This window comes from Novipirellula methanifontis (genome assembly GCF_052161655.1).
Lineage (GTDB): Bacteria > Planctomycetota > Planctomycetia > Pirellulales > Pirellulaceae > Novipirellula.
This window is the reverse complement of the sequence record NZ_CP197418.1, coordinates 2311086-2331291: the sequence shown is the minus strand read 5'-3', so window position 1 is coordinate 2331291 and position 20206 is coordinate 2311086. Positions and strand designations below refer to the sequence as shown.

Sequence of the window (20206 nt, the reverse complement as noted above, 5' to 3'; positions counted from 1 at the left end):
GGAACCGCAAACGCCGAACGCCGCATCCATATCTAAAGCGGCCTCTCACGCGCGCATCGGCGATAAAACGAGAGACACGCCATCGACTTGGAAAGCCGAGCGACAATCGAAGCGCCCCCGTGAGCCGTGGGCCGTGAGGCACCGGGTAGTGCGCGGGACCCGGCCGCTGACGCGTCACGGCTCACTAAATCAACAAGCCGTTGACGACTTCCGCTACGCTAAAAATGCACGATCCTTCTAGAAAAAATGCTTCACAGCGTAGGCCAAAAACGGCTAACAAATACAGGGAAAACGAAAAAAGGGGAAAGCCCTACGGCCCATAGTTCACGTGGTATTCCCTGCTGTCTGAACAATTGAGACAATTGTTCTACAATGAGGAACGTCGTCTGAGACGCACGTGTCCACGATCGATCCACTCCCTGCATCCAACCCAATCACCGCTACGAGCCACCATGAGTCCGAAAGTTTACGGCATTGTTTTCGCCCTGCTGACCGGGCTGTTTTGGGGCATGTACGGACCTGCGTTGCAAACGTCGCGTGTGCCAGGGCAGAGTCCCTTCAAGCCCTTTGTCTTGATCGGTGTCGCTTATCTGGTGTTTGGGGTTCTCGGCGGAGTGATTGGCATCTTGGCAACGAAAGACAACTTTCATTTCGAACCCGTCACTATTCGCTGGGGGTTCATTGCCGGATCACTCGGCGCGTTTGGAGCACTGACGCTCACGCTGGCGCTCTTCAAAAGCCGGGCTCCTGATTTGGTCATGCCGATTGTGTTCGGCGGCGCGACGCTTGTTGCGGTCGCGATCGGACTGTGGATGAAGCAAGAGCTGCTTTCGGCGCATCCGATGCAGTACGTTGGCACATTGGCGGTCGTGATCGGAGTGGTCTTGGTACAAGCCTACGCGTCACACGGCCCTACAAAACCAGTCGACGTGCCGGCCGCCAGTGCAGTCTCGCAACCACCCAGCGACCACGACGAACTCCCCGCCCAACCGCCAACGGATCTGTGACGGTTGCTTCGGGCCCTCTGGCACCCAGGCTCTGCCTAACGCCGTGAACGATTTCCATGCTGCAAATTACGACATTTGCGTTTCGTAGCTACGCTCGCCAGAGCGCGGATGCTGGGAATCCAATGCGAATCACCACCTTCTGGCGAAAGTAGCTACCAGAAAATCGTTCAAGGCGTTGGGCTCTGCCTGGGAACGAGGAGTACCTTGAAAAAGCTTGGCCTCACACGAACGACCCAATTCAAAATCGCCGACGGCTATGCCTTTCCAAGCTTTCGTTTTCGTGACGATACACTACGCGAGACGACATCGAAGGAGACCCCTTCGTGTTCCTGCAAAAACGCCATGATGGCGGACAGGTTCTTCGAACTGGGATTTCCTTTGGCACTTAGCATTCGCATCAGGCTCGTTGGATTGATATCTCCTAGACCTTTTGCAAGCCCTTCAAAACCGATGGTCGCCTTGACATAATCCCGTAGCAGCAAACGCCCCAGATCGGGTTCCCCTGTGAGAAACGCCTCCGCAGCATCCTGCAGCATCCCAATCCGAAATTGCGGGTCCTGATCGGCTCGCTTTTTAATGGTCGTCATGAACTCGCGTGTCAGTGCCATCGTTTATTTTCCTTTTGTTTTCCTTCGCTTGTAGTCTGCCCAGTACGCCTTGGCCACTTCGATATCACGTTGTTGCCGTTTCTTCGTACCACCGCCGAGCAGAATGACAAGCTCGACTCTGTCTTGCCCAAAATAGATGCGGTATCCAGGACCAAAGTCCAACCGTCGCTCAGAGACACCTTCACCAACCGGCTTCACGTCCCCCATATTCCCAAGCTCGATTCGCGTCACGGCAATTTGAACACGTCGCGCCACGTCGCTATCGAGACGAAGGAACCAATCTTCAAACGGCGAGAAACCGAGTTCCGTTTCGTAATGATTGATATGTGGCATAATTAATGGTCAGCCTATTTCCCACACAACCAATCCTAACGCATAGGTTAGGATGCTGCAATGGAAAATTGCGGAAACGAATCCGCTTTCCTGGTCCCCAGGCTCCTGCCTGGGCACCCACTGCCTAGCAGGCTCCCGCCTGCGGACACTTGACAGAGGAAACGGAGCCTCCGGTGCAGTGCGTTCCCAGGAAGAGCCCGGGAGCGAGGGATTCCCGGCAGGTAAGGTTTGAAGTGCCGGAGGCACGGCAGCATCTAGCCTGGTGGCGTAAGCCCCAGGTTTTCTTCGAGCAAAACGTCACCGAAGCCCCGGAGGCGGCAGCAAAAGGAAGGCATTAAAAAAGTTAAATTGTAAATTGACAATTTAAACCTGAGAGCGAGTAACTGCATCACGAGCCGATAGTCGCCTTTTGCTCCGCAAAAATAGCGTTTCTTCAGCGTACGTCGCGCAGAGCGAAAGACGACGATCTGAAACTTACCACCCCGTGAGCCGTGGGCCGTAAGGCACCGGGTAGCACACGACATTATCTAACGCAACATCGCTGTCCGGTTGATCACCAGCACCAAGGAAAACTTTTGGTAGGAAGATGGAGGTAGGAAAATGAGAAGACTCACCGATGACCGATACTAGCCGATCGAAACGCGATAGCTAACCTGCATCACACCAGCTTCCCACAACTCTTTATCTTCCTTCCTTCATCTTCCTACCAAAACGGCAAACCGATAGTCGCCGCAATCGCGTGAGCGTTTTTTTTGCAACAGCCGTCCAGCGTTCGGCAAGAGTCCCGATTCTGCTATCAGCCAGATCACCGCCACCACCCTCGCTCCATCCCATTTCGTGTTCCATACGTTCCCGATCGGTGATCGGCGTGAAAAAAAATCAGCCGCCCGGCGCGACGTTACCTTGATCGGTGGACGGCGCCGTGCGACTGACGGGAGGGTACGCGTTTCAGAATCGCTTGTCACAACCTCACTTATTGTCGCGAGTTCGATTCGCCTGATAATTCGCGATCATCCTGCAGCTTCTTGGCGAGCTGTTTCGTTTCTTCCAGGTGCCTTTTTACTTTGCTGGATGCTTGCTGCACGATTGGCTGCAATTCTTGCGGACCGGCACTTTCGATTGCCTGCAGTTCCGCCAGCATCATCGTGTGAGCGATCGTTTGTTGACCGAGGAAGGCCATATTGAAATCTTGTCCCTCGTAATTGCCGAGCATCTCCTTGGTCATCTTCAGCGCATTGTCGCACGCTTGCTCACCAATCTGACACAGCTCTCTGGGGACCGTGTTGGCAGCGGAACGTGGGGTTGCGTCGTTTTGCAACTGCGATTGCGTCCCCGCTTGGTTGCCCGGGGGCGTATTGCGGTTTGCTTGCGATTGACCGGTAGGCGAATTGCCAGCATGTTGCTGTCCAGCGTGTTGCTGGAGCGTCTGATTGAAAGCCTGATGTTCTCGGATCAAAGTTTGAGCGAGTTGTTTGACTTCTTGGTTGTCTGATTTCTGTTCCGCCAACTTCGCAAGTTCTATCTCCGCTTCGTTTTCTTTGATCAGTTTTTGTACCAATGCTTGCTTAACGGTTGGTCCTTGTTGTTGCGGAGTGCTGGACGCAACCCGGCGTGCTTCATAGCGATCGCCTTGATCGGTTTGCGTTCCTGTTGGCTGATTGGTGATCTGGCCTGGCAGCGTGTTTGGCTGTCCTGGTTGCTCCAACGGTTGTTGTGGTTGGGTCACTGGTTGGCCTGGCAAGACGCTTGGTTGATCAAGTGTCGTTTGTGCGAAGGCATTGGAAAGACCGGGAATTGCCGCGATCGATAGAACAACGGCAGAGAAGCGTAGTTTCGACATGGGGAGGCTCCTGAATGTCGAATAAAGAAAGGATTGCCACGACAACCGCGTCGCGGCCGACGATCAAGAAGTACTGCACGTGCTGTTCCCAATCGACATGACCGTCTCCGCCCTTGTCAAATGTCAACCGCAAGTAGCGGAGCCACTCAATCCAAATAAAGACACAGGCAAAATGATATCAATCGCAAAGGACGTCGAGTATAAAAAAGTGGGATAGGCTTCCAGGCAGTCGTAGGAACCTCGACAGTCTTAGTCGCTTTCTTAAAGCCCACAAGTATTTTGAATTGGGGGCTGCAGACGGAGTGCTAACCGAGTCGCTTCTTCGCCTCAAAGGACCAGCAGTTTTCCCAACCAGCTCACGGGGCAGTCAGCGATACACAAATGCCACGATCCCACGCTGTAAACCATTGCTGTCCGATCGGACGCCTGCACCAGAACGAAGACGTTGGTGGAAATATGGGTGAGCCGATAGTCGCCTTTTGCTCCGCAAAAGTAGCGTTTCCTCGGCATACTATCGCTAGTCGTGTGATCGCCTACACCGGAGGAAGACGTTGGTAGGAAGATGGAGGTAAGAAAATGGGAAGTCGCACCAATGTCTGGCGATCGTGGTTGAAGGTGACCTCCGCAATCGAGCCCTTCGAACAAGCAACTCGTAATCTTAATCCCGACCACGCAACCGCGTCCGCCCGTAGGCAACCAACGACGTTTAGGATTAAGAGTAAGATTACGATTACGAACCAAAAGCAGACGCAGCACCGCGCAACTCTTCATCTTCTTACCTCCATATTCCTACCAAAGACTGCTAACCGATAGTCGCCTTTTGCTCCGCAAAAGCAGCGTTTCTTCGACGCACTTCGCGCAGAGCGAATGACGACTATGAACTCTGCAGCCGCCCCGTGGACAGCAAGGCACCCAACTCCCCTCCCATTGCAACCCACGTGCATTTCCCAGCCACGCTAGCGCTAGCGGAAGTCGCGAAAGGTGACGGAACCGTGGCTAGTGCCGTGTCCATTGAGTGAGTTTCCCTACGACGGCTGCAAATGCTAGCGGAGCAACGACTTGCGTGACAAACACTGCATGTTGTCGTAAGAAGAGAAGTCCCCACGTCCATGCGACATCTCACCGACTCACTTAGCGGAGACTTCTCCAATGCGTCACGTGCAGGTTCGAACCGTCTCTCCTCCCGAGAGAAAGAAACTTCATCGAATGAAACGACAACGGCTCAACTCCGTCGAGAGCAGCCATGCAAGAGTTATTCTCTTCTCTTGTGGTGGCGTCTGCAATCAAGAAATTGCGGCACGTATTGGTTACACAATCCAATGGGTGCGAAAGCTCATTCATCGATTCAACCGCGAAGGACTTGCGGCCGTTCGTTGGAAGCCCGAAAGTCACACCCATGGCTCAACAAAATTCGACGACGGGATTGTTCAGCAAATCACCGACATCGCATTGAGTTCGCCGAAAGAACTCATCGGCCTGACTCAATGGTCCCTGCGGAAGCTGCGGGAGTACCTGATAAGTCAACAAATCATCGAGAGCATCAGTCCCCAACGACTGTGCGAACTGCTCAAGCGATGTGATGTCCGTTTGAGGCGGACGAAAACATGGAAACAGTCCAATGACCCATTGTTTTGGGAGAAATACCGACGGATTCAACGGCTCTATCGTCGCCGCCCCAAGAACGGGCGACGGATTTGTATTGATGAATTCGGTCCGCTGAACCTCCAACCTCGTGGCGGCAACTGCTACACCAAGCCTGGTGTAAAGGACGTCGAGCGACACAGGGCGACCTTCCATCGCTACGGCGGCGTGCGACATTTCTTAGGCGTCTACGATTTAGAGACGGGCAGGCTGGAGGGAAAGTTTTACGACCGGAAACGCAGTTCGGAGTTTCTCGACTTTTTGAAATGGGTGCGCCGTCGATTCCGCTCCTCGGGCACGCTACATGTCGTGCTGGACAACTACGGGACTCATCTCAACACGGAAGTGCTACGTTGGGCCCAGGCTCATCGCATCGAGTTCTACTTCACTCCCAGTAATGCCTCGTGGCTTAATCGAATCGAATGCCACTTCACAGGATTAAAGAAGTTCGCGCTGGAGAATTCGGATTACATTTCCCACGCTGAATTGGAATCGGCAATCCGAAGCTACCTGGACTGGCACAACGGCAACCGTGAGCTCGCCTTAAAAGCCTGGAATTCCAATGCAAAACATAAACAAACCAATGACTTCACGACAGCCGCCTAAAAAGAAACTCACTCAATGGACACGGCACTAGCGCCAAAACGGCTGACGTTGCGGTATCGCCGGGTGGAACGAAACTTTTGACAAGTTCCGCTACAGGGGAACATTGTCGCTCGGCTTTCCAAGCCGTTGGCGCGAGTGGTGGTTAGACGCCAGAGCGAGAGAGACGCCTGCACCGAGAATGGGGCGTTCGACGTTAGCGGTTCCAGCTTGGAAAGCTGGCCGACAATGGTAATCCCGCTGGTAGTGCCGAAACTTTTGACAAGTTTTGCTGCGGGTGGGGGGAATTCGTCCAGTGGAGGAATTAAAAAGGTCAAATTAACCATTGCTGGTCACTGCTGTTTCGCCAAATGCTTGGCGAGTTCTTCGAGCGATAGGCGGCCGTCTTTGTTTTCGTCGGCCGCTTTCAGTGTTGACGGCGGCAGTTTGCCGGGGCCGGACTCGTCGGACGATAGCTCGGAAAGTTCGATAAACGTTGATCGGTCGGTGTCGTGACGCAGTAGCAGCCGGCGGGCGTCGGCGACATGCTCGTCGCTGAACCCAAGCTTTTTTCGCTCGCTGGCGATGTACGTTTGCACTTCGCCAAGCGTCACGGTGCCGTCCGAGTCGGCGTCGAATATTGCGTACTGTTGGGCCGCATCCCCATTGGCCGAGAACACGTCGCCCTGCATCTCGTCTTGGCTGATTTTGCCATCTTGGTTGTGGTCGGCCATCGCGATGATGCGTTTCGCTTTGACGCCGTCGGATTTACTCAGTCCTAATTCTCGCCGATGCTTCGAAAACAAGATTGCCAGCTCGATGTTGTTCAGCTTGCCGTTGCCGTCGTCATCGTGCTGGCGGGCTTCGAGAGGCAATCCCGCGGCCGCCAATTCTTTGGCGTCGAGATTCTGGTCGCCATCCTTGTCAAACTTCCTCATCGCCTTGATCGCACTCATGTTGTCGACCGCTTCGATCCCCAGTTCGCGGCGGAGGGTGCGTTTATAGGCGAACTGTTCGGCGATTTCGATCGCGGTGATGATGCCGTTGGCGTCCTTGTCAAACTGGGACGGATCGGGCGGCCAGCCGTCGGCGATTTCATCGGTATCCAATTGCCCGTTGCGATTGCTGTCGTGTCGCCTTATGAACACCTGTGCATTGTTGCGGTCAAATTGGGTGATCCCCAACGAGTCGCGTTTGCTGGCGAGATAGATGGCCACTTCTAAATGCGTTAATTTGCCGTCGTGATTCAGATCAAACGAGGCATGTTCGTCACGCCACGGCAGCCGTTTGCGTTCCGCTGCGTCAATGAACCCGTCTTCGTTGGCATCGCAAATCGTCATCGTTTGCTTGGCGTCCGAAAGATCTGACTCGATCAAGACGAGCGAGAAAAGATCGGTCGAGTCGGGTTCGGACTGGGGTGAAGAAACCTGCGATGCTGCTGGATCGCAATGCATCCCAATGCTGAGAAAAACGAGAACGAGTGGCCAGCACATTAATTTTCTCATCGCTTTGCTCCCGCGGCCCCATCGACGTGGATTTGAATCGTATGAATAGTCTAAATGTATTGCATCTCGCGCTGGCACGCTGGTTTTTGCAGCTGACAATTCACATTTTCCAAATATCCCTTTTCGCTTTTTTAATGGTTGGCGTTTTGCTTTGCGAAGGGTCGCCGGAGGAAATGCTACTTTTGCGGAGCAAAAGGCGACAATCGGTAGCAGTTTTTGGTAGGAAAATGGAGGTAAGAAGATGAAGAGTTGCAAGCGACTGCCTCTGCTTTTGATTCTTAATCGTAATCGTCTTTGGTTGCCTACGGGCGGACGCGGTTGCGCAGTCGGGATTAAGATTAAGAGTTGCTTGTTCGAAGGGCTCGATTGCCGAGGTCACCTTCAACCACGATCGCCAGACATTGGTCCGTCGTCCCATCTCCCTACCAAAGTTTTCCTCTGGTGCAGGCGTCCGACCGGTTTGTGTGGGTTTGCAGAATAGCGGCGTACGGTACCCGGTGCCTTACGGCCCACGGCTCACGAGGATGTGGGTTTTCTTGAGCTGCTCGAGTTCGATGATTCGTGCTTTGAGTCGCTCGATCTCTTCGTCGATCGTGGCGATGTTACGCTGCTCGACGGGGCCGAGCACCGCGTCGCCTTGCCGTTCCAACTTGCTGATGCGATGCAATATCGGGATCACGATGCTGATCGCGGCAACGACGATCGATAGCGCTGCGATCAGTCGCCATACGCCGGATGTGTCAATCTCGCCCAGGATCACGCCACACAACAATAACGAGTAGCCAAAGATGACCTGGCTGCCGATGAAGAAAACCCAGCGGAACCGTGAAGCCAGCTTCGCGATCGACAATAGACAAACGTGGACCGCGGTGACGGCCAGGATCGACAGACACGATGTCGTCTTCCAGTAGACTTCCGAATCGTTGGTGGTCCAAATGCCCAGTAGCAGGAGTGCGGCGGCGATCCCGGTCAAGATCAGCCCGCTGGCCGGCAGCAAGTTGCGGCCTGACGGAGTGCGCGTCATGTCGCAAGCGAGACCACACAGACTGGACACGGCAATGACCAGCGCCGTCAGTACGACTTGGACCTCAAACCAACTCCAGGTGTTCCGCAACACAAAGAAGATCCCCAGTACGGCTCCGAACAGGACCGATCCGATCAAGCCATACAGCAGCGGCTTTTTTAGTTTACTGGGGTGACTCATCGGTCGGACTCAGCTGAAGGCGAAACGACGTTTCGGAACGTGACTCTGATTATAAAGAGCCCGCGCTGCGGCGGTTGATGCGCGGAAAAATGTGGGATAGGTTTTTAACCTGTCATCAGGTGTAAGACGCTCGTTTATCGATTATCCCGGTCAGGGATTGGCCCCTTATAGAGCAACTCCTAATCTTAATCCTACTCGTAATCTTAATCCCGTCGGAGCAAGCTCCGCGGAACCGTAAACATCCTGAGAAGATTAGGATCAAGAGTAAGATTACGATTAAGAAATCCCCTCGGGATAGTTGCCTTGCACCCGATGACAGGCTGGAAGCCTATCCCACATTGCTATTTTGCTGATTCGGCTCGAATTTTGTGTCGATGACCGATCACTCGGGTAAACTCGCACGTTTTCGTGACGGAGCGTTTTTATGTCAATCGAAATCCTGGCCTACGAAGAGACATCCCTGGGGCTGCTTTGCCTGCGCCGCCGCGAATTGGCCTCACAGCCTGGAACCCTGGTGACCGAGGTCACGCTGAATCATGAATTCTTGATGAGCAGCCGACTGACGGATTCCGAACGCGCACTGACTAAGCTTGGACTGGCTCGCCTCGACAATAAACTCGAAGCTAAACTCGACGAGAAATCCGACGCGAACCTCGAGGAAAACCTCGATTCCGAACCGACGTCTCAATCCAGCGGCGAAGCTCAGTTATCGGTTCTCGTCGGTGGACTCGGTTTGGGATACACGGCGGCGGAAGCGATCCGATCCAAACTCGTCGCGCAAGTGGAGGTGATTGAGTTCTTGCCGCAGGTGATCCAGTGGCTTCGCGATGGACTGATTCCGCTGGCGAGTGAACTCAACGAATCGAAAAAACTAACCGTCACGCAAGGTGACATCTATCGACGATTAGCCAGCCCCAGGAACAAGCGATTCGATCTGATTGTGATCGATGTGGATCATTCGCCGCAGGATGTTCTGGGTGACGAGAGCCACGGTTTTTATACCGCCGAGGGACTGGCTCGTGCCAAGTCGCATTTGAAGCCAGGCGGGATTTTGGGAGTTTGGTCCTACGCCGAAGACACGCCACTGTTGGCACAAATGAAATTGGTGTTTAGCGATGTCCAAGTCGAGCAAATCACGGTCTGGAATGACCTGATTGACGTCGAACAAACCGACTGGCTGTTCTACGGGCGAAGAGCGAGATAAGTGAGCAGAAGGGTACCAGGATGGAAGACTGCTGGTTTCGTTAGCCGCTTTGGTGCTACCGGGCTTGTTGATTTAGTGAGCCGTGATGCGTGAGCGGCCGGGTCCCACGCTTTACCCGGTGCCTTACGGCCCACGGCTCACAACTGGGATTGACTTTTCGATTAAAGCGACAGCCTGCTAGCCACGGTTTTGTCACTATCCAACCGGGGCTAGCGCCGAAACGGCTAACATCAGAGCGGTGATGTTGTACTCAATCGGCAGGCGGGAGCCTGGGAACCAGCTAGGTGGTTAGGCTGACGATGTACTGACCGCCGCTGGAGGCAATTTGGCTTTTCACCGCCAAGCCAGGGGCTAAGCGTGACAACCGATCGATGAGCCAGTCGCCAGCGGCCTCGGCGTCTTTTTGAGTCGGGCAACGTGCCATCGCTTCACGGCCACCCTTCCGCTCGAGTCGCTCGGCGGCCGCGATGATTGGCGCGGGGTCGACGACGATCAAATGATCGGGCCACGCCACCACGGGGTCGTTCGCGCCTTTGCCGGTGTTACAGCCCTTGTGGGCCAAACGATCTGGCAACACGCCTAACTTGTCTTGCTTCCGCTTCTTGGCGCGAGCCTTGGTGAGTCGCGTGTCGACACTGGCGCTACGTGGATCGCTGGTCGGCATGTCGCGGTCCACAGGTTGATCACACAGCCAGCACCGCCAGCCATCGGCTTCGCCTACGTCGTCGAGGTGTCCCATCCGTTTTCCTTGTTTCCTTCGCTCTTTTGGCCTAAACGCAGTTGGTTGTGGCTAAGCAGGTAATGGTCAGTCAATATTGATTCTCAGGGTAGTGGACGAGGCTACGAGTCCCATTGAGCTGACCAGTGGCAGGACTCGTTGCCTCGTCCACTACGGCTAACGCTGTAAAGTATCTTCAAGTAGCTACCTTCGCCAGAAGGTGGTGATTCGTATTGGACGCCAACCATCCACGCTCTTGCGAGCGTGGCTACGAAACCCTCGTACGCAGGCTGCGGCCTCATCCACCGAAGTTTCGGCAGACGGAAGCCTGCAAGGCAGTGGAAGATTAACGCTACTGTAACGCTAAGTGCCGCACTGCGGGATCGAGGTCGAAGCGATCCAGCTTCATCACCTTGTTCCAGGCAGCGACGAAGTCGTTGACGAACTTCGCTTGCGAGTCGCCCGACGCGTAAACTTCCGCGATCGCTCGTAACTGCGAGTTCGATCCGAACACGAGATCAACCGAACTGGCCCTCCATTTGACGTCGCCCGTCTCGCGGTCATGCCCTTCGTAGAAGTGATCGCACACCGCCGACTTCTTCCACACCGTGTTCATGTCCAAGAGGTTGACGAAGAAGTCATTCGAAAGCGTCTCGGACTGCTTCGTGAACACCCCCAGTTTCATGTTGTCGGCGTTCGTATTCAAAACTCGCAAGCCACCGACCAACACGGCCATCTCCGGCGCGGTCAACGTCAACAAGTTGGCGCGATCGACTAACGACTCTTCCGCAGGCCGATCCATTTTGTTATGACCGAAATAGTTGCGAAAGCCATCGGTGGTTGCCTCAAGCGGCGCAAAGGCCGCGACGTCAGTTTGCTGCTGCGACGCGTCCGTGCGGCCTGGTGCAAAGGGAACCTCCACATCATGCCCGCCATTCTTCGCAGCTTGCTCGACTCCGGCGGCTCCGGCTAACACGATCAAGTCGGCCATCGAGACCTGCTTGTCACCTGTTTGCGCGCCGTTGAAATCCTGTTGGATCTTCTCGAGCGTCTGCAAGACCTTCGCCAATTCAGCGGGCTGGTTGACCGGCCAATCCTTTTGCGGTGCCAAACGAATACGTGCCCCGTTGGCTCCACCCCGCTTGTCACTGCCACGGAACGTCGACGCCGATGCCCATGCCGTTTCCACCAACTGCGAAACCGACAATCCTGAGGCCAGAACCTTGGCCTTTAATTCAGCAATGTCTTGATCACCGATCAATTCGTGATCGACCGCGGGAACCGGGTCTTGCCACAATTGCGGCTCGGCCACTTCGGGACCCAGCAGACGAGAATGTGGCCCCATGTCGCGATGCGTCAACTTGTACCAAGCTTTGGCAAAGGCCTTTTCGAACTGATCCGGATTCTCGTGGAATCGTTTGGAGATCGGGCCATAGTTCGGGTCCATCTTCAAAGCCAAGTCGGTCGTGAACATGATCGGAGCATGCGACTTTGACGGATCATGAGCATCAGGCACGGTGCCCTGTGCCGATTCCTCTTTCGGAGTCCACTGATGTGCACCCGCTGGACTTTTGGTCAGCTCCCATTCGTATGCGAACATATTATCGAAGTAGTCGTGCGACCATGCCGCTGGAGTCGAAGTCCAGGCGCCTTCCAGACCGCTAGTAATCGTGTCGCCCGCGTTGCCAGTGCCGTACGAATTCTTCCATCCGAGCCCTTGCTCTTCGATACTGGCACCTTCGGGCGCCGCACCGACGAACTTACTTGGATCGGCCGCACCGTGGGCTTTACCGAGAGTGTGCCCGCCGGCGATCAACGCCACGGTCTCTTCGTCGTTCATTGCCATGCGGCCGAACGTTTCGCGAATGTCCTTGGCTGCGGCAAGAGGATCTGGGGTGCCGTTGGGTCCTTCAGGATTGACGTAGATCAACCCCATCTGAACGGCGGCGAGCGGATTTTCGAGTTCGCGATCGCCACTGTATCGCTTGTCACCCAACCACTCGGTCTCTGGGCCCCAGTAAACATCTTGCTGTGGTTCCCAAACGTCTTCGCGACCTCCGGCGAATCCGAACGTCTCGAACCCCATCGACTCGAGCGCACAGTTGCCCGTCAGCACCATCAGGTCGGCCCACGAAATATTCTGGCCATACTTCTGTTTGATCGGCCACAGCAACCGGCGTGCTTTGTCGAGGTTACCGTTATCAGGCCAACTGTTCAGCGGCGCAAAACGCTGGGTGCCGTAGCCAGCACCTCCGCGACCGTCGGCGACACGATACGTCCCGGCACTGTGCCAAGCCATGCGAATAAAGAACGGTCCATAATGCCCATAATCGGCGGGCCACCAATCTTGCGACGTCGTCATCAAGTCGTTGATGTCCTTCTTGACCGCATCGAGGTCCAGTTTCCCGAACGCCTCGGCGTAATCAAAATCCGATCCCATCGGATTACTCTTGGTCGAGTTCTGATGCAGGATCTGTAAGTTCAATTGATTCGGCCACCAATCACCGTTTTGGTAGACTCCCGCGGCGGTATGCCTTTGGCTGGCGTCCGCGACCGAGCCCATCACGGGGCATTTCGACGCGGCCGCATTCTTTGACGCCGCCTCTTTCTCGGTATTCATTTCCCCCAGCGGGATTGCGGATTCCTTGACCTGGGCGAACCCAGGGGTGGCGATGCAGAGCACCGCAAAGCTCGTTATTGCACGAGCGAAACGTGTTTTGTGATTCATGATCTGTCCTGGCGTTGAGAGTAGTGTTCGACTTATGCGATGCAGACTGGCGAGGCGGCGTTATAGAAGTATGGCGGCTTGGCAAGTCAACACCTCCCCACTATCGGTGAGATGCACGCATTCGTCCAATGCATAGCGTGGATGCATGGCATGCAGGAAACGCATGATGCGGCGGGGAAGGATTTCGCGAGCGATGATGCTGATGGCGGAGAAGGCTTTGTTGCTCAGGGAATGATCACCGCAACCCGACGCGTGAGTGAGGGAATCTCGAACTAGTGTAGAACATTTGTCCCCAAATGTTTCATCAGCATCGCTGGCTAGGGGAAGTAAACAATTGAGACAATTGTTCTACATAGTGAATCGCATGCGATTCAGTTCCTCGTGGCGAAAGTCGCGGAGACTTTCGTTGACAGTCCAGGATACCCGAAACTCTTGACGAGTTCGCTACGAAATACTTCACGGCGTTGGCCCAAACGGCTAACACCAGAACGGTGATGCCGTACTAGATCAACGGTCTGCGCCCCCGTCGGGGTCGGTGACTCAATTCATTCGAGATCTGGGGGTGCGCTACTTCGTAGCGCCCCCCCGGCTAATATCTGTAATCTCTTCGGGATGATTGTTTATTTCGGCTTCGCCGACCGAAGGCCTTGCACCCGATGACAGGCTGGAAGCCTATCCCACACTGCCGAAACTCTTGGCGAGTTTCGCTACGGGAGGTTTGTCACGGGAGGCGTTTGTTGCGGAAGGCCTTTATTCGCTGGCGTTGTAAAGCAGGATTAGATCGGGCTGATCCTTGGGACCGTTACGCAGAAAATTGCCGACGACTACATCCAACTTGCCGTCTCCGTCGAAGTCGGACGTTTCAAGAGCCAAGTGTTGATGCGACTTGGCTTCGACCTTGGTTGGCTTAAACTCGCCCTTGGCTGTTTGCACCAACAACACGATCGACGACGAGTCCACTGCATCGACTTGTTCCTGACTCTTGCCTACCAATAACGAGGTGGCGATCACATCTATATCTCCATCGCCGTCAAAGTCACCCGCTTGGGCTGCCATCGCGCCGGGCATGTTGCACAAATGGTGGTGTTTCCACGGGTACGTCCCTTCGTTCTCGAGCCACTGGACCGAATGATGCGGCTTGGCGCCGCGATCAAACGAATCACCGTTGGTGTACAGGACATCCACGTCGCCATCGCCATCGAGATCGACGACTTGAATGCCGCTTGAACCGTATGCCGGATTCGGAGCTCCCCACAACAACTCGCTCTTAAATTGTCCTTTGCCGTCGTTGATGAAAGCTTCCACGCGTTCGTGCTCTTGTCCTAACAAAGCAATGAAGTCGAGATGCCCATCTTGATTCAGATCGATCGGGGGAACGTGAATCGGTCCGTGACGTTCGTCAACGGTTTCCACAGTGAACTGCGGCACCCCGTCTTCCATCCGATTCTCGTTTCGCATCAAGAAAGTCTTGCCCGTAGCCCGCCATCCAAACGCGGCAACAAGCAGGTCGATGTCACCATCGGAATCAAAGTCGGCGGGACGAACGTCGGCGAGCCGACTGAGTCCATCCAGTAACACCGTCTTTTCGAATTTCTCAATGCCGCTTTCGCCTGTCTCCTCGCCGCCTGAGTTCGTGCTGCGATGCAACCAAACAATTTGACCTAGATCGCTCTCGTTGGCATTGAATTCGCCGATGTCCGCGATGACCAGATCCGTTTTCCCATCCTGGTCCAGATCACACGGCTCGACGTGAACCGGTTGCAACACGGTGCCGAGCCGAACCGTCGGACGATCGGCCTCCGACGGCCAATGTGCCTTCACCGCACCGGTGCTGATATCACAATAGACAATCGCAGGCGTCGCTTTCATGCCAAGATCGATCCACTGGATGTTCGTAATGCCTGGTGGACGATTGTCGGGATAGTCGGCGGTGATGCGTTCAAAACGAACGGGCGACGGGGGATAACCGGCGATGCCGTCGGTGAGAATCAGTTCGTCGGGCGCCTGGTACTGAAAGAATTTCATGACGTCATCCACTTCGGGAACCTGCAAATCGGTTCGTCCCGTGATCTCATAGAGCGCGAATCCTTGATACACTTCGCCTACCCATTCCTCGACCGTTGAGCTTTCCGGAGGAGAGGTCGAGTGACAATCGCCACAGAACTTGTCGACCTGCGGCCGCACCCGATTCACGAACTTCAGCTTCTCTTGTTCACTGAGGGCCGGCTGATTTGCCGCATCGTACCCCGGAACCGCGTGAGGGTCGTCGACATTTTTAACACTAGCCTGCTTGGGTGGCACTTTCGTATCGGCCGCGTCGTTGCAGCCGACACTTGTCACCAAGAAACCAAGCAAACAGAAGGCGACGTAGCGAAGATTTGGAAACATGGTTTGCAACAATGATGACATGAACGGGCGAATCAACGACATAGAAAGTTTAGCATGAACCGTGAACAGCAGCATCACCTAAGAATCCGCTCCCAGGTTCGCGAGTCGGCTTCTGCATTTTGAAGTTACGTGTTGTTCACAACCCGACGCGTAAGTTTTGAAGTTGCTATTTTTGTGCCGGAGGCACTTTATGGGATAGCCTTGGACTTTAGTCCAAGGTTTCGGTTCTGAAATTGGCACCAAGTCGCGGAGCGACGTTCTGTGGCGAACGATCAAGTCACAAAACGTCCCGCTGGGACTCGATTGATATTGGCGAAAATCCCTCGGACTATAGTCCGAGGCTATCGAGATTTGTCGCTCGGGACGTGCGATTTATTACTTGTGATTCTAATAATGGCTGAATGAACGTAGGGTGGGTCAAGTTCGCGAGGTGACAGGTGGGTCGTCGCAAAACCGACGAACTCCACTCAACAACTGATTTTGATTCAAACCTTCAATCGCGAACGCCGACCCACCAGACAAATGGTTTTGTTTGACCCACCCTACATCAACTTATAAATCGCACGTCCCCCGCGACAGCAAATAGCGAAACTTCAAAAAATGTATGCGAGGGAACGTCGATCTTGATGCAGTCCCTCGCTCACGCTTCGGGTTGTTGTGATTTGCCGGGAAAAGCGACAACAGCGCAACGTCAAAACTGACGCTGTAGGGTCAACGCAGTGGGGGCAACATTGTGAGTCCCAAGGTGACTCGTTAGAATCAAACTGCAATCTCGGCTATCGAATCGTTCGTCGATCAACTGAACTTTGGAAAATGGTGGGCCGTCGCGCGCGGCGGAGGATTTGAGGAACGTATGCTGCTGTCGATCATCTTTTGCCCAGCGAGTCGATACCGATCGTTGTCACTGATTTCTTGTTTCTTGCTTGCCTTGCCTCTCAGTCTTGGTTGCAGAGACTCGGCCACGTATTGGCCCGATCCCAAGAAGGACGAGGCCCCTCTGCAGACAATGAAACGCGCGATCGACCAGGGCGATTGGCAGCGGGCTTACGAGTACACCGATGCCGTCCTGCTTCGCTATCCCGATGACATCGATGTGCTGATCGATCTTGCCAAAGTCGCGCATGTCAACGAACAACCTTCGCGAGCGGCAGACATTCTGATCCAAGCTTGTCGGGTTGAGTCGTTTGAGATGGAACCGCGGGTGCACCAGGCGATGGTCGCGATGATTTCCGCAGGACGACTGTTCGACGCGATGGACTTTTTGGCCGAAGCCATCCGTGCCCAACCCGATCACCATGAAATGCGACGGACGCTGTTCGATTTGTATGTGGGGACCGAGAACCGCAAAGCGAGTTTGCCGCATGGCCGCTTTCTGGTGCGGCAGCGGCAATTTGATCTCGAATTACTGAAGTCGTTGGGGAACACCGTCCGCCGTTCACTCGACCCAAAACCATTGGAAGAGGTAGCGTCGAGGAACCCGGATGATCGCCGCCCGATGATCGGACGAGCACGCATCCAATTTGACGAAGGCGATTTTGGCGGGGCCATCGATTTGCTGCGAGAAATCATTGAGGCTCATCCGTCGTTTGTGCCCGCGAATGCGTTATTGGCTCGATCCTTGGCGTCGGCGGGACGTTTCGATGAACTGCAGCAATGGGCCGAAAAACCCGTTGCGGGAATCGAAGAACAATCGAACTACTGGTTAGCCCTCGGCGATTGGGCGAGAGCGAAGCAGCAAGTCCCGCAGGCCGCTCGAGCGTATTGGCAGGCAACCCAGGCCGACGCGGATGTTGCCGAGTCGTGGACAAAATTGGGCGTTTCGCTCAAACAACTCGTTCAAAGTGGCAGCGAACTTCCGAAACAAACGATCGAATCGGTGGATCGCAGAGCCACACTGCTGAGCAAGTTCAATCAACAGAAGAATCGTTTCGAACGAACCGGTGAAATCTCACGCGAAATCGCCACCGACATTGCCGTGACGCTACGGGATCTGGGTCGATTGTGGGAGGCCGAGGCCTGGGCAGCTACCGCGACGACGCTGCCGGCCGACGATGCCGTGCCGGTTGAAAAGACGCGAAATCAGATCATATCGCTACTGCGAAACGACACGCCGTGGCAAACGACGCGGCAGCATCCCGAATTTGCAATCGATTTGTCCTACCTGCCCTTGCCTGGGATTGTGGCGTCATCCGCATCCGGCGATGCAGCCAACCTCGATTCACAACGGGCGACATCGGACATCGACGACGCGGATGCGACGCCGCCCAAGCTGCATTTAGTCAATGAAGCCTCGCTTCGCAATTTGAACTTTCTCGGCGCCACCGCCGACGACTTGGACCAGCCCGGCATTATGCTGCATGAAACGCTTGGCTGTGGTGGCGGGACGCTCGACTTTGACCTCGATGGATGGAGTGATCTGTATCTGGTGGCAGCCGGTGGAAAACCGCCTAAGGCTGACTCGGATTCCAACGCGTTGTTTCGTAATCTTGGTGGTACGTTCTCAGCAGTCACATCCGCTTCGGAAACGGGTGACACGGGCTTTGGCCAAGGGGTTGCTGTAGGCGATGTCAACGAAGATGGCTTTGCCGATCTGCTGGTTCTGAATTACGGCCCCAACGCGTTGTTGATCAACAACGGCGACGGGACATTTTCAAACGCGACCGGACGTTTGCCTGGCGAAGCGAATTCCGAGTCCTGGTCCACCAGTGGTGCGATCGCGGACTTGGACAACGACGGCATTTCGGACCTCGTGATCCTGCACTACTGCGCCGGGCTCGATCCGTCGGTCCAAGCCTGTGGGAATGAGAAAGAGGAAATACCTCGCTCGTGTTCGCCAATGAAGTTTCCCGCAGACCGAGATCGTTTTTACCGAGGCGTCGGCGATGGTTCGTTTATCGACGCGACCGACCTATGGGCCGCCGAACCGTCGGTTCGTGGCCGCGGACTTGGTGTCGTGGTGGGATCGTTTGATGATATCGCAGGATGTGACATCCTGGTCGCAAACGATATGACTCAGAACCACTACTGGCGTAGCAGTGGAGAGGCAACAAAATTCAAGCTTTCCGAGTCGGCGATTGCACTCGGATTAGCGGGCGATGATCGCTCGACGGCTCAAGGTTCGATGGGGATTGCGGCCAGCGATTTGGACCGCGACGGCGACATCGATTTCTACGTGACCAATTTCGATCGCGAATACAACACACTGTACGAACAAGTCAGTCCCGGTCAGTGGCAAGATCGCACGTCGCTACACGACCTGATTCAACCTACACTTCCGTTGGTCGGTTTCGGAAGCGCCGCTATCGACTTGGATCACGACGGACAGATGGAGTTGATTCTGACCAACGGTCACGTTGACATGTTCTCGCGTGAGGGCAAAAAATCGGTCTACGCGCATCCGATGCAGATTTTTCAGCTTGGAAAAGACAATCGCTTCGGATCGATGGAACCTGCTTTTGCGAGTGAGTATTTGGCGACCCCTCACGTAGGCCGAGCGTTATGGACGCTCGATGCAAACCGCGACCATCAAACCGACATCGCGGTCACGCACCAAACCGAACCGGTCGCGTTGTTGATCAATCGAAACAGTGCCCCGGATAACAATGCACTGGGAAGTTGGATCGAACTTGAATTGAGTGGCCAAGTCAGTGCCCGCGACGCAATCGGATCGAAGATCGAGATTCAGTGTGATGGCAATCGCTGGGTTACTGTTTTGACGTCTGGCGATGGCTACTTGTGCAGCAATGAGCATCTGTTGCGAATCGGTCTTGGCGACGTTGACGGCAACTGTGACATCACGGTGACGTGGCCCAATCAAACTCAACAGACGTGGTCGGGCTTGGCCCCAAAGCAGTGCTGGTTGCTGGTGCAGGATGCCGCTGAGGCATTCGAAAAGCGTTGAACGCCAATCGACTTGGGGGCTCCAAAGCCACAGTCAGCGGTGTGCCCTCACGCGCTCCGCGGCACTCTCTTGGCTGTTCATTTCGTTTGCCCCGTATTTGTGAGCCGTGGGCCGTAAGGCACCGGGTAATGGTGGGCCCCGGCCGCTCACGCGCGAGCGGCTCACTAAATCAACAGCGATAGCCGCGGGCCGCTAAAACGTTGGTATTGGCGCCAGATATTGGGGGTCAGTTTTTCTTCCGGCCCATACTGTAGTTACCTCTCCCCCAACGAAGTTGGTGGAGAGGTGGCAGAACACCAACACACCTAAAAATCACAACAAGCCCAAAGTTTTAGCAGTCCAGCGTAAGCCCACCGCCCTGGCGACGGTAGCGACATCAAGAGTAAAAATGCTCTCGAGCCCCTCGTCCAGCCACAGCAACACCCTCAAGCATGGGAGTGCAATCGCATTCATCCTGGTTGAAGCACACTAAACACTACTCTATAGAGGGCATGTGGACGCCTTTCCGGAAAGGAGATGGTGCATCCATTTGCCATTGTGTTACAAT

General features: G+C 54.8%; 13 protein-coding genes. 5 read left to right on the top strand and 8 right to left on the bottom strand.

Going from position 1 to position 20206, the window contains the following annotated elements:
• Positions 1-452 precede the first annotated feature (452 nt).
• A complete protein-coding gene (locus tag SH528x_RS08145) occupies positions 453-1007 on the top strand; it encodes a hypothetical protein (RefSeq protein WP_442510025.1) in 555 nt (184 codons plus the stop codon).
• A 254-nt stretch (positions 1008-1261) separates the two neighbouring features.
• On the opposite strand, the gene SH528x_RS08140 is transcribed toward SH528x_RS08145, so the two are convergent.
• The 3 genes from SH528x_RS08140 to SH528x_RS08130 all read right to left on the bottom strand — a co-directional run bounded on the left by SH528x_RS08140 (position 1262) and on the right by SH528x_RS08130 (position 3788).
• Complete coding sequence (locus SH528x_RS08140) at positions 1262-1615, bottom strand: helix-turn-helix domain-containing transcriptional regulator (protein ID WP_442510024.1); 354 nt, start codon at positions 1613-1615, stop codon at positions 1262-1264.
• A gap of 3 nt (positions 1616-1618) precedes the next feature.
• Entirely contained in the window at positions 1619-1948 is a 330-nt protein-coding gene (locus SH528x_RS08135) for a type II toxin-antitoxin system RelE/ParE family toxin (RefSeq protein WP_442510023.1), read from the bottom strand.
• A gap of 973 nt (positions 1949-2921) precedes the next feature.
• Positions 2922-3788, bottom strand: coding sequence for a DUF4142 domain-containing protein (locus tag SH528x_RS08130; protein WP_442510022.1), 867 nt, complete (start codon positions 3786-3788; stop codon positions 2922-2924).
• Positions 3789-4994: 1206 nt separating this feature from the next.
• Between SH528x_RS08130 and SH528x_RS08125 the strand changes: the two genes are divergently transcribed.
• Positions 4995-6035: an IS630 family transposase gene (locus SH528x_RS08125; RefSeq protein ID WP_442510021.1), complete on the top strand. Its 1041-nt coding sequence runs from the start codon at positions 4995-4997 to the stop codon at positions 6033-6035.
• Between the two features lie 329 nt (positions 6036-6364).
• Here SH528x_RS08125 and SH528x_RS08120 read toward each other — a convergent pair whose 3' ends face one another.
• Together SH528x_RS08120 and SH528x_RS08115 are read right to left on the bottom strand one after the other, a co-directional pair.
• Positions 6365-7504: a hypothetical protein gene (locus SH528x_RS08120; protein ID WP_442510020.1), complete on the bottom strand. Its 1140-nt coding sequence runs from the start codon at positions 7502-7504 to the stop codon at positions 6365-6367.
• Positions 7505-8018: 514 nt separating this feature from the next.
• Complete coding sequence (locus SH528x_RS08115; RefSeq protein WP_442510019.1) at positions 8019-8720, bottom strand: hypothetical protein; 702 nt, start codon at positions 8718-8720, stop codon at positions 8019-8021.
• A gap of 424 nt (positions 8721-9144) precedes the next feature.
• Between SH528x_RS08115 and SH528x_RS08110 the strand changes: the two genes are divergently transcribed.
• Positions 9145-9924, top strand: a complete 780-nt coding sequence (locus SH528x_RS08110; protein WP_442510018.1) for a spermidine synthase — start codon at positions 9145-9147, stop codon at positions 9922-9924.
• Positions 9925-10204: 280 nt separating this feature from the next.
• Here the strand turns inward: SH528x_RS08110 and SH528x_RS08105 are convergent, their stop codons facing one another.
• Both SH528x_RS08105 and katG read right to left on the bottom strand, forming a co-directional pair.
• Positions 10205-10663 (bottom strand): hypothetical protein, encoded by a 459-nt coding sequence (locus SH528x_RS08105; RefSeq protein WP_442510017.1) that lies wholly within the window; start codon positions 10661-10663, stop codon positions 10205-10207.
• Between the two features lie 331 nt (positions 10664-10994).
• Positions 10995-13370, bottom strand: a complete 2376-nt coding sequence (katG, locus tag SH528x_RS08100) for a catalase/peroxidase HPI (RefSeq protein ID WP_442510016.1) — start codon at positions 13368-13370, stop codon at positions 10995-10997.
• Between the two features lie 150 nt (positions 13371-13520).
• On the opposite strand from katG, the gene SH528x_RS08095 reads away from it, so the two are divergent.
• Complete coding sequence (locus SH528x_RS08095; protein ID WP_442510015.1) at positions 13521-13646, top strand: hypothetical protein; 126 nt, start codon at positions 13521-13523, stop codon at positions 13644-13646.
• A 474-nt stretch (positions 13647-14120) separates the two neighbouring features.
• On the opposite strand, the gene SH528x_RS08090 is transcribed toward SH528x_RS08095, so the two are convergent.
• The gene (locus SH528x_RS08090) at positions 14121-15758 is read right to left on the bottom strand and encodes an FG-GAP repeat domain-containing protein (RefSeq protein ID WP_442510014.1); all 1638 of its coding nucleotides are present in this window, start codon (positions 15756-15758) and stop codon (positions 14121-14123) included.
• 1006 nt (positions 15759-16764) lie between these two features.
• On the opposite strand from SH528x_RS08090, the gene SH528x_RS08085 reads away from it, so the two are divergent.
• The gene (locus tag SH528x_RS08085) at positions 16765-19659 is read left to right on the top strand and encodes an FG-GAP-like repeat-containing protein (protein ID WP_442510013.1); all 2895 of its coding nucleotides are present in this window, start codon (positions 16765-16767) and stop codon (positions 19657-19659) included.
• Positions 19660-20206: the final 547 nt, after the last annotated feature.

Bases quoted from the DNA above. Each gene is read 5' to 3' on its own strand.
- SH528x_RS08110 (WP_442510018.1), top strand. From the start codon at position 9,145: ATGTCAATCGAAATCCTGGCCTACGAAGAGACATCCCTGGGGCTGCTT.
- SH528x_RS08115 (WP_442510019.1), bottom strand. From the start codon at position 8,720: ATGAGTCACCCCAGTAAACTAAAAAAGCCGCTGCTGTATGGCTTGATC.
- SH528x_RS08090 (WP_442510014.1), bottom strand. From the start codon at position 15,758: ATGTTTCCAAATCTTCGCTACGTCGCCTTCTGTTTGCTTGGTTTCTTG.
- SH528x_RS08130 (WP_442510022.1), bottom strand. From the start codon at position 3,788: ATGTCGAAACTACGCTTCTCTGCCGTTGTTCTATCGATCGCGGCAATT.
- katG (WP_442510016.1), bottom strand. From the start codon at position 13,370: ATGAATCACAAAACACGTTTCGCTCGTGCAATAACGAGCTTTGCGGTG.
- SH528x_RS08125 (WP_442510021.1), top strand. From the start codon at position 4,995: ATGAAACGACAACGGCTCAACTCCGTCGAGAGCAGCCATGCAAGAGTT.
- SH528x_RS08145 (WP_442510025.1), top strand. From the start codon at position 453: ATGAGTCCGAAAGTTTACGGCATTGTTTTCGCCCTGCTGACCGGGCTG.
- SH528x_RS08105 (WP_442510017.1), bottom strand. From the start codon at position 10,663: ATGGGACACCTCGACGACGTAGGCGAAGCCGATGGCTGGCGGTGCTGG.
- SH528x_RS08135 (WP_442510023.1), bottom strand. From the start codon at position 1,948: ATGCCACATATCAATCATTACGAAACGGAACTCGGTTTCTCGCCGTTT.
- SH528x_RS08095 (WP_442510015.1), top strand. From the start codon at position 13,521: ATGCAGGAAACGCATGATGCGGCGGGGAAGGATTTCGCGAGCGATGAT.
- SH528x_RS08085 (WP_442510013.1), top strand. From the start codon at position 16,765: ATGAAACGCGCGATCGACCAGGGCGATTGGCAGCGGGCTTACGAGTAC.
- SH528x_RS08120 (WP_442510020.1), bottom strand. From the start codon at position 7,504: ATGTGCTGGCCACTCGTTCTCGTTTTTCTCAGCATTGGGATGCATTGC.
- SH528x_RS08140 (WP_442510024.1), bottom strand. From the start codon at position 1,615: ATGGCACTGACACGCGAGTTCATGACGACCATTAAAAAGCGAGCCGAT.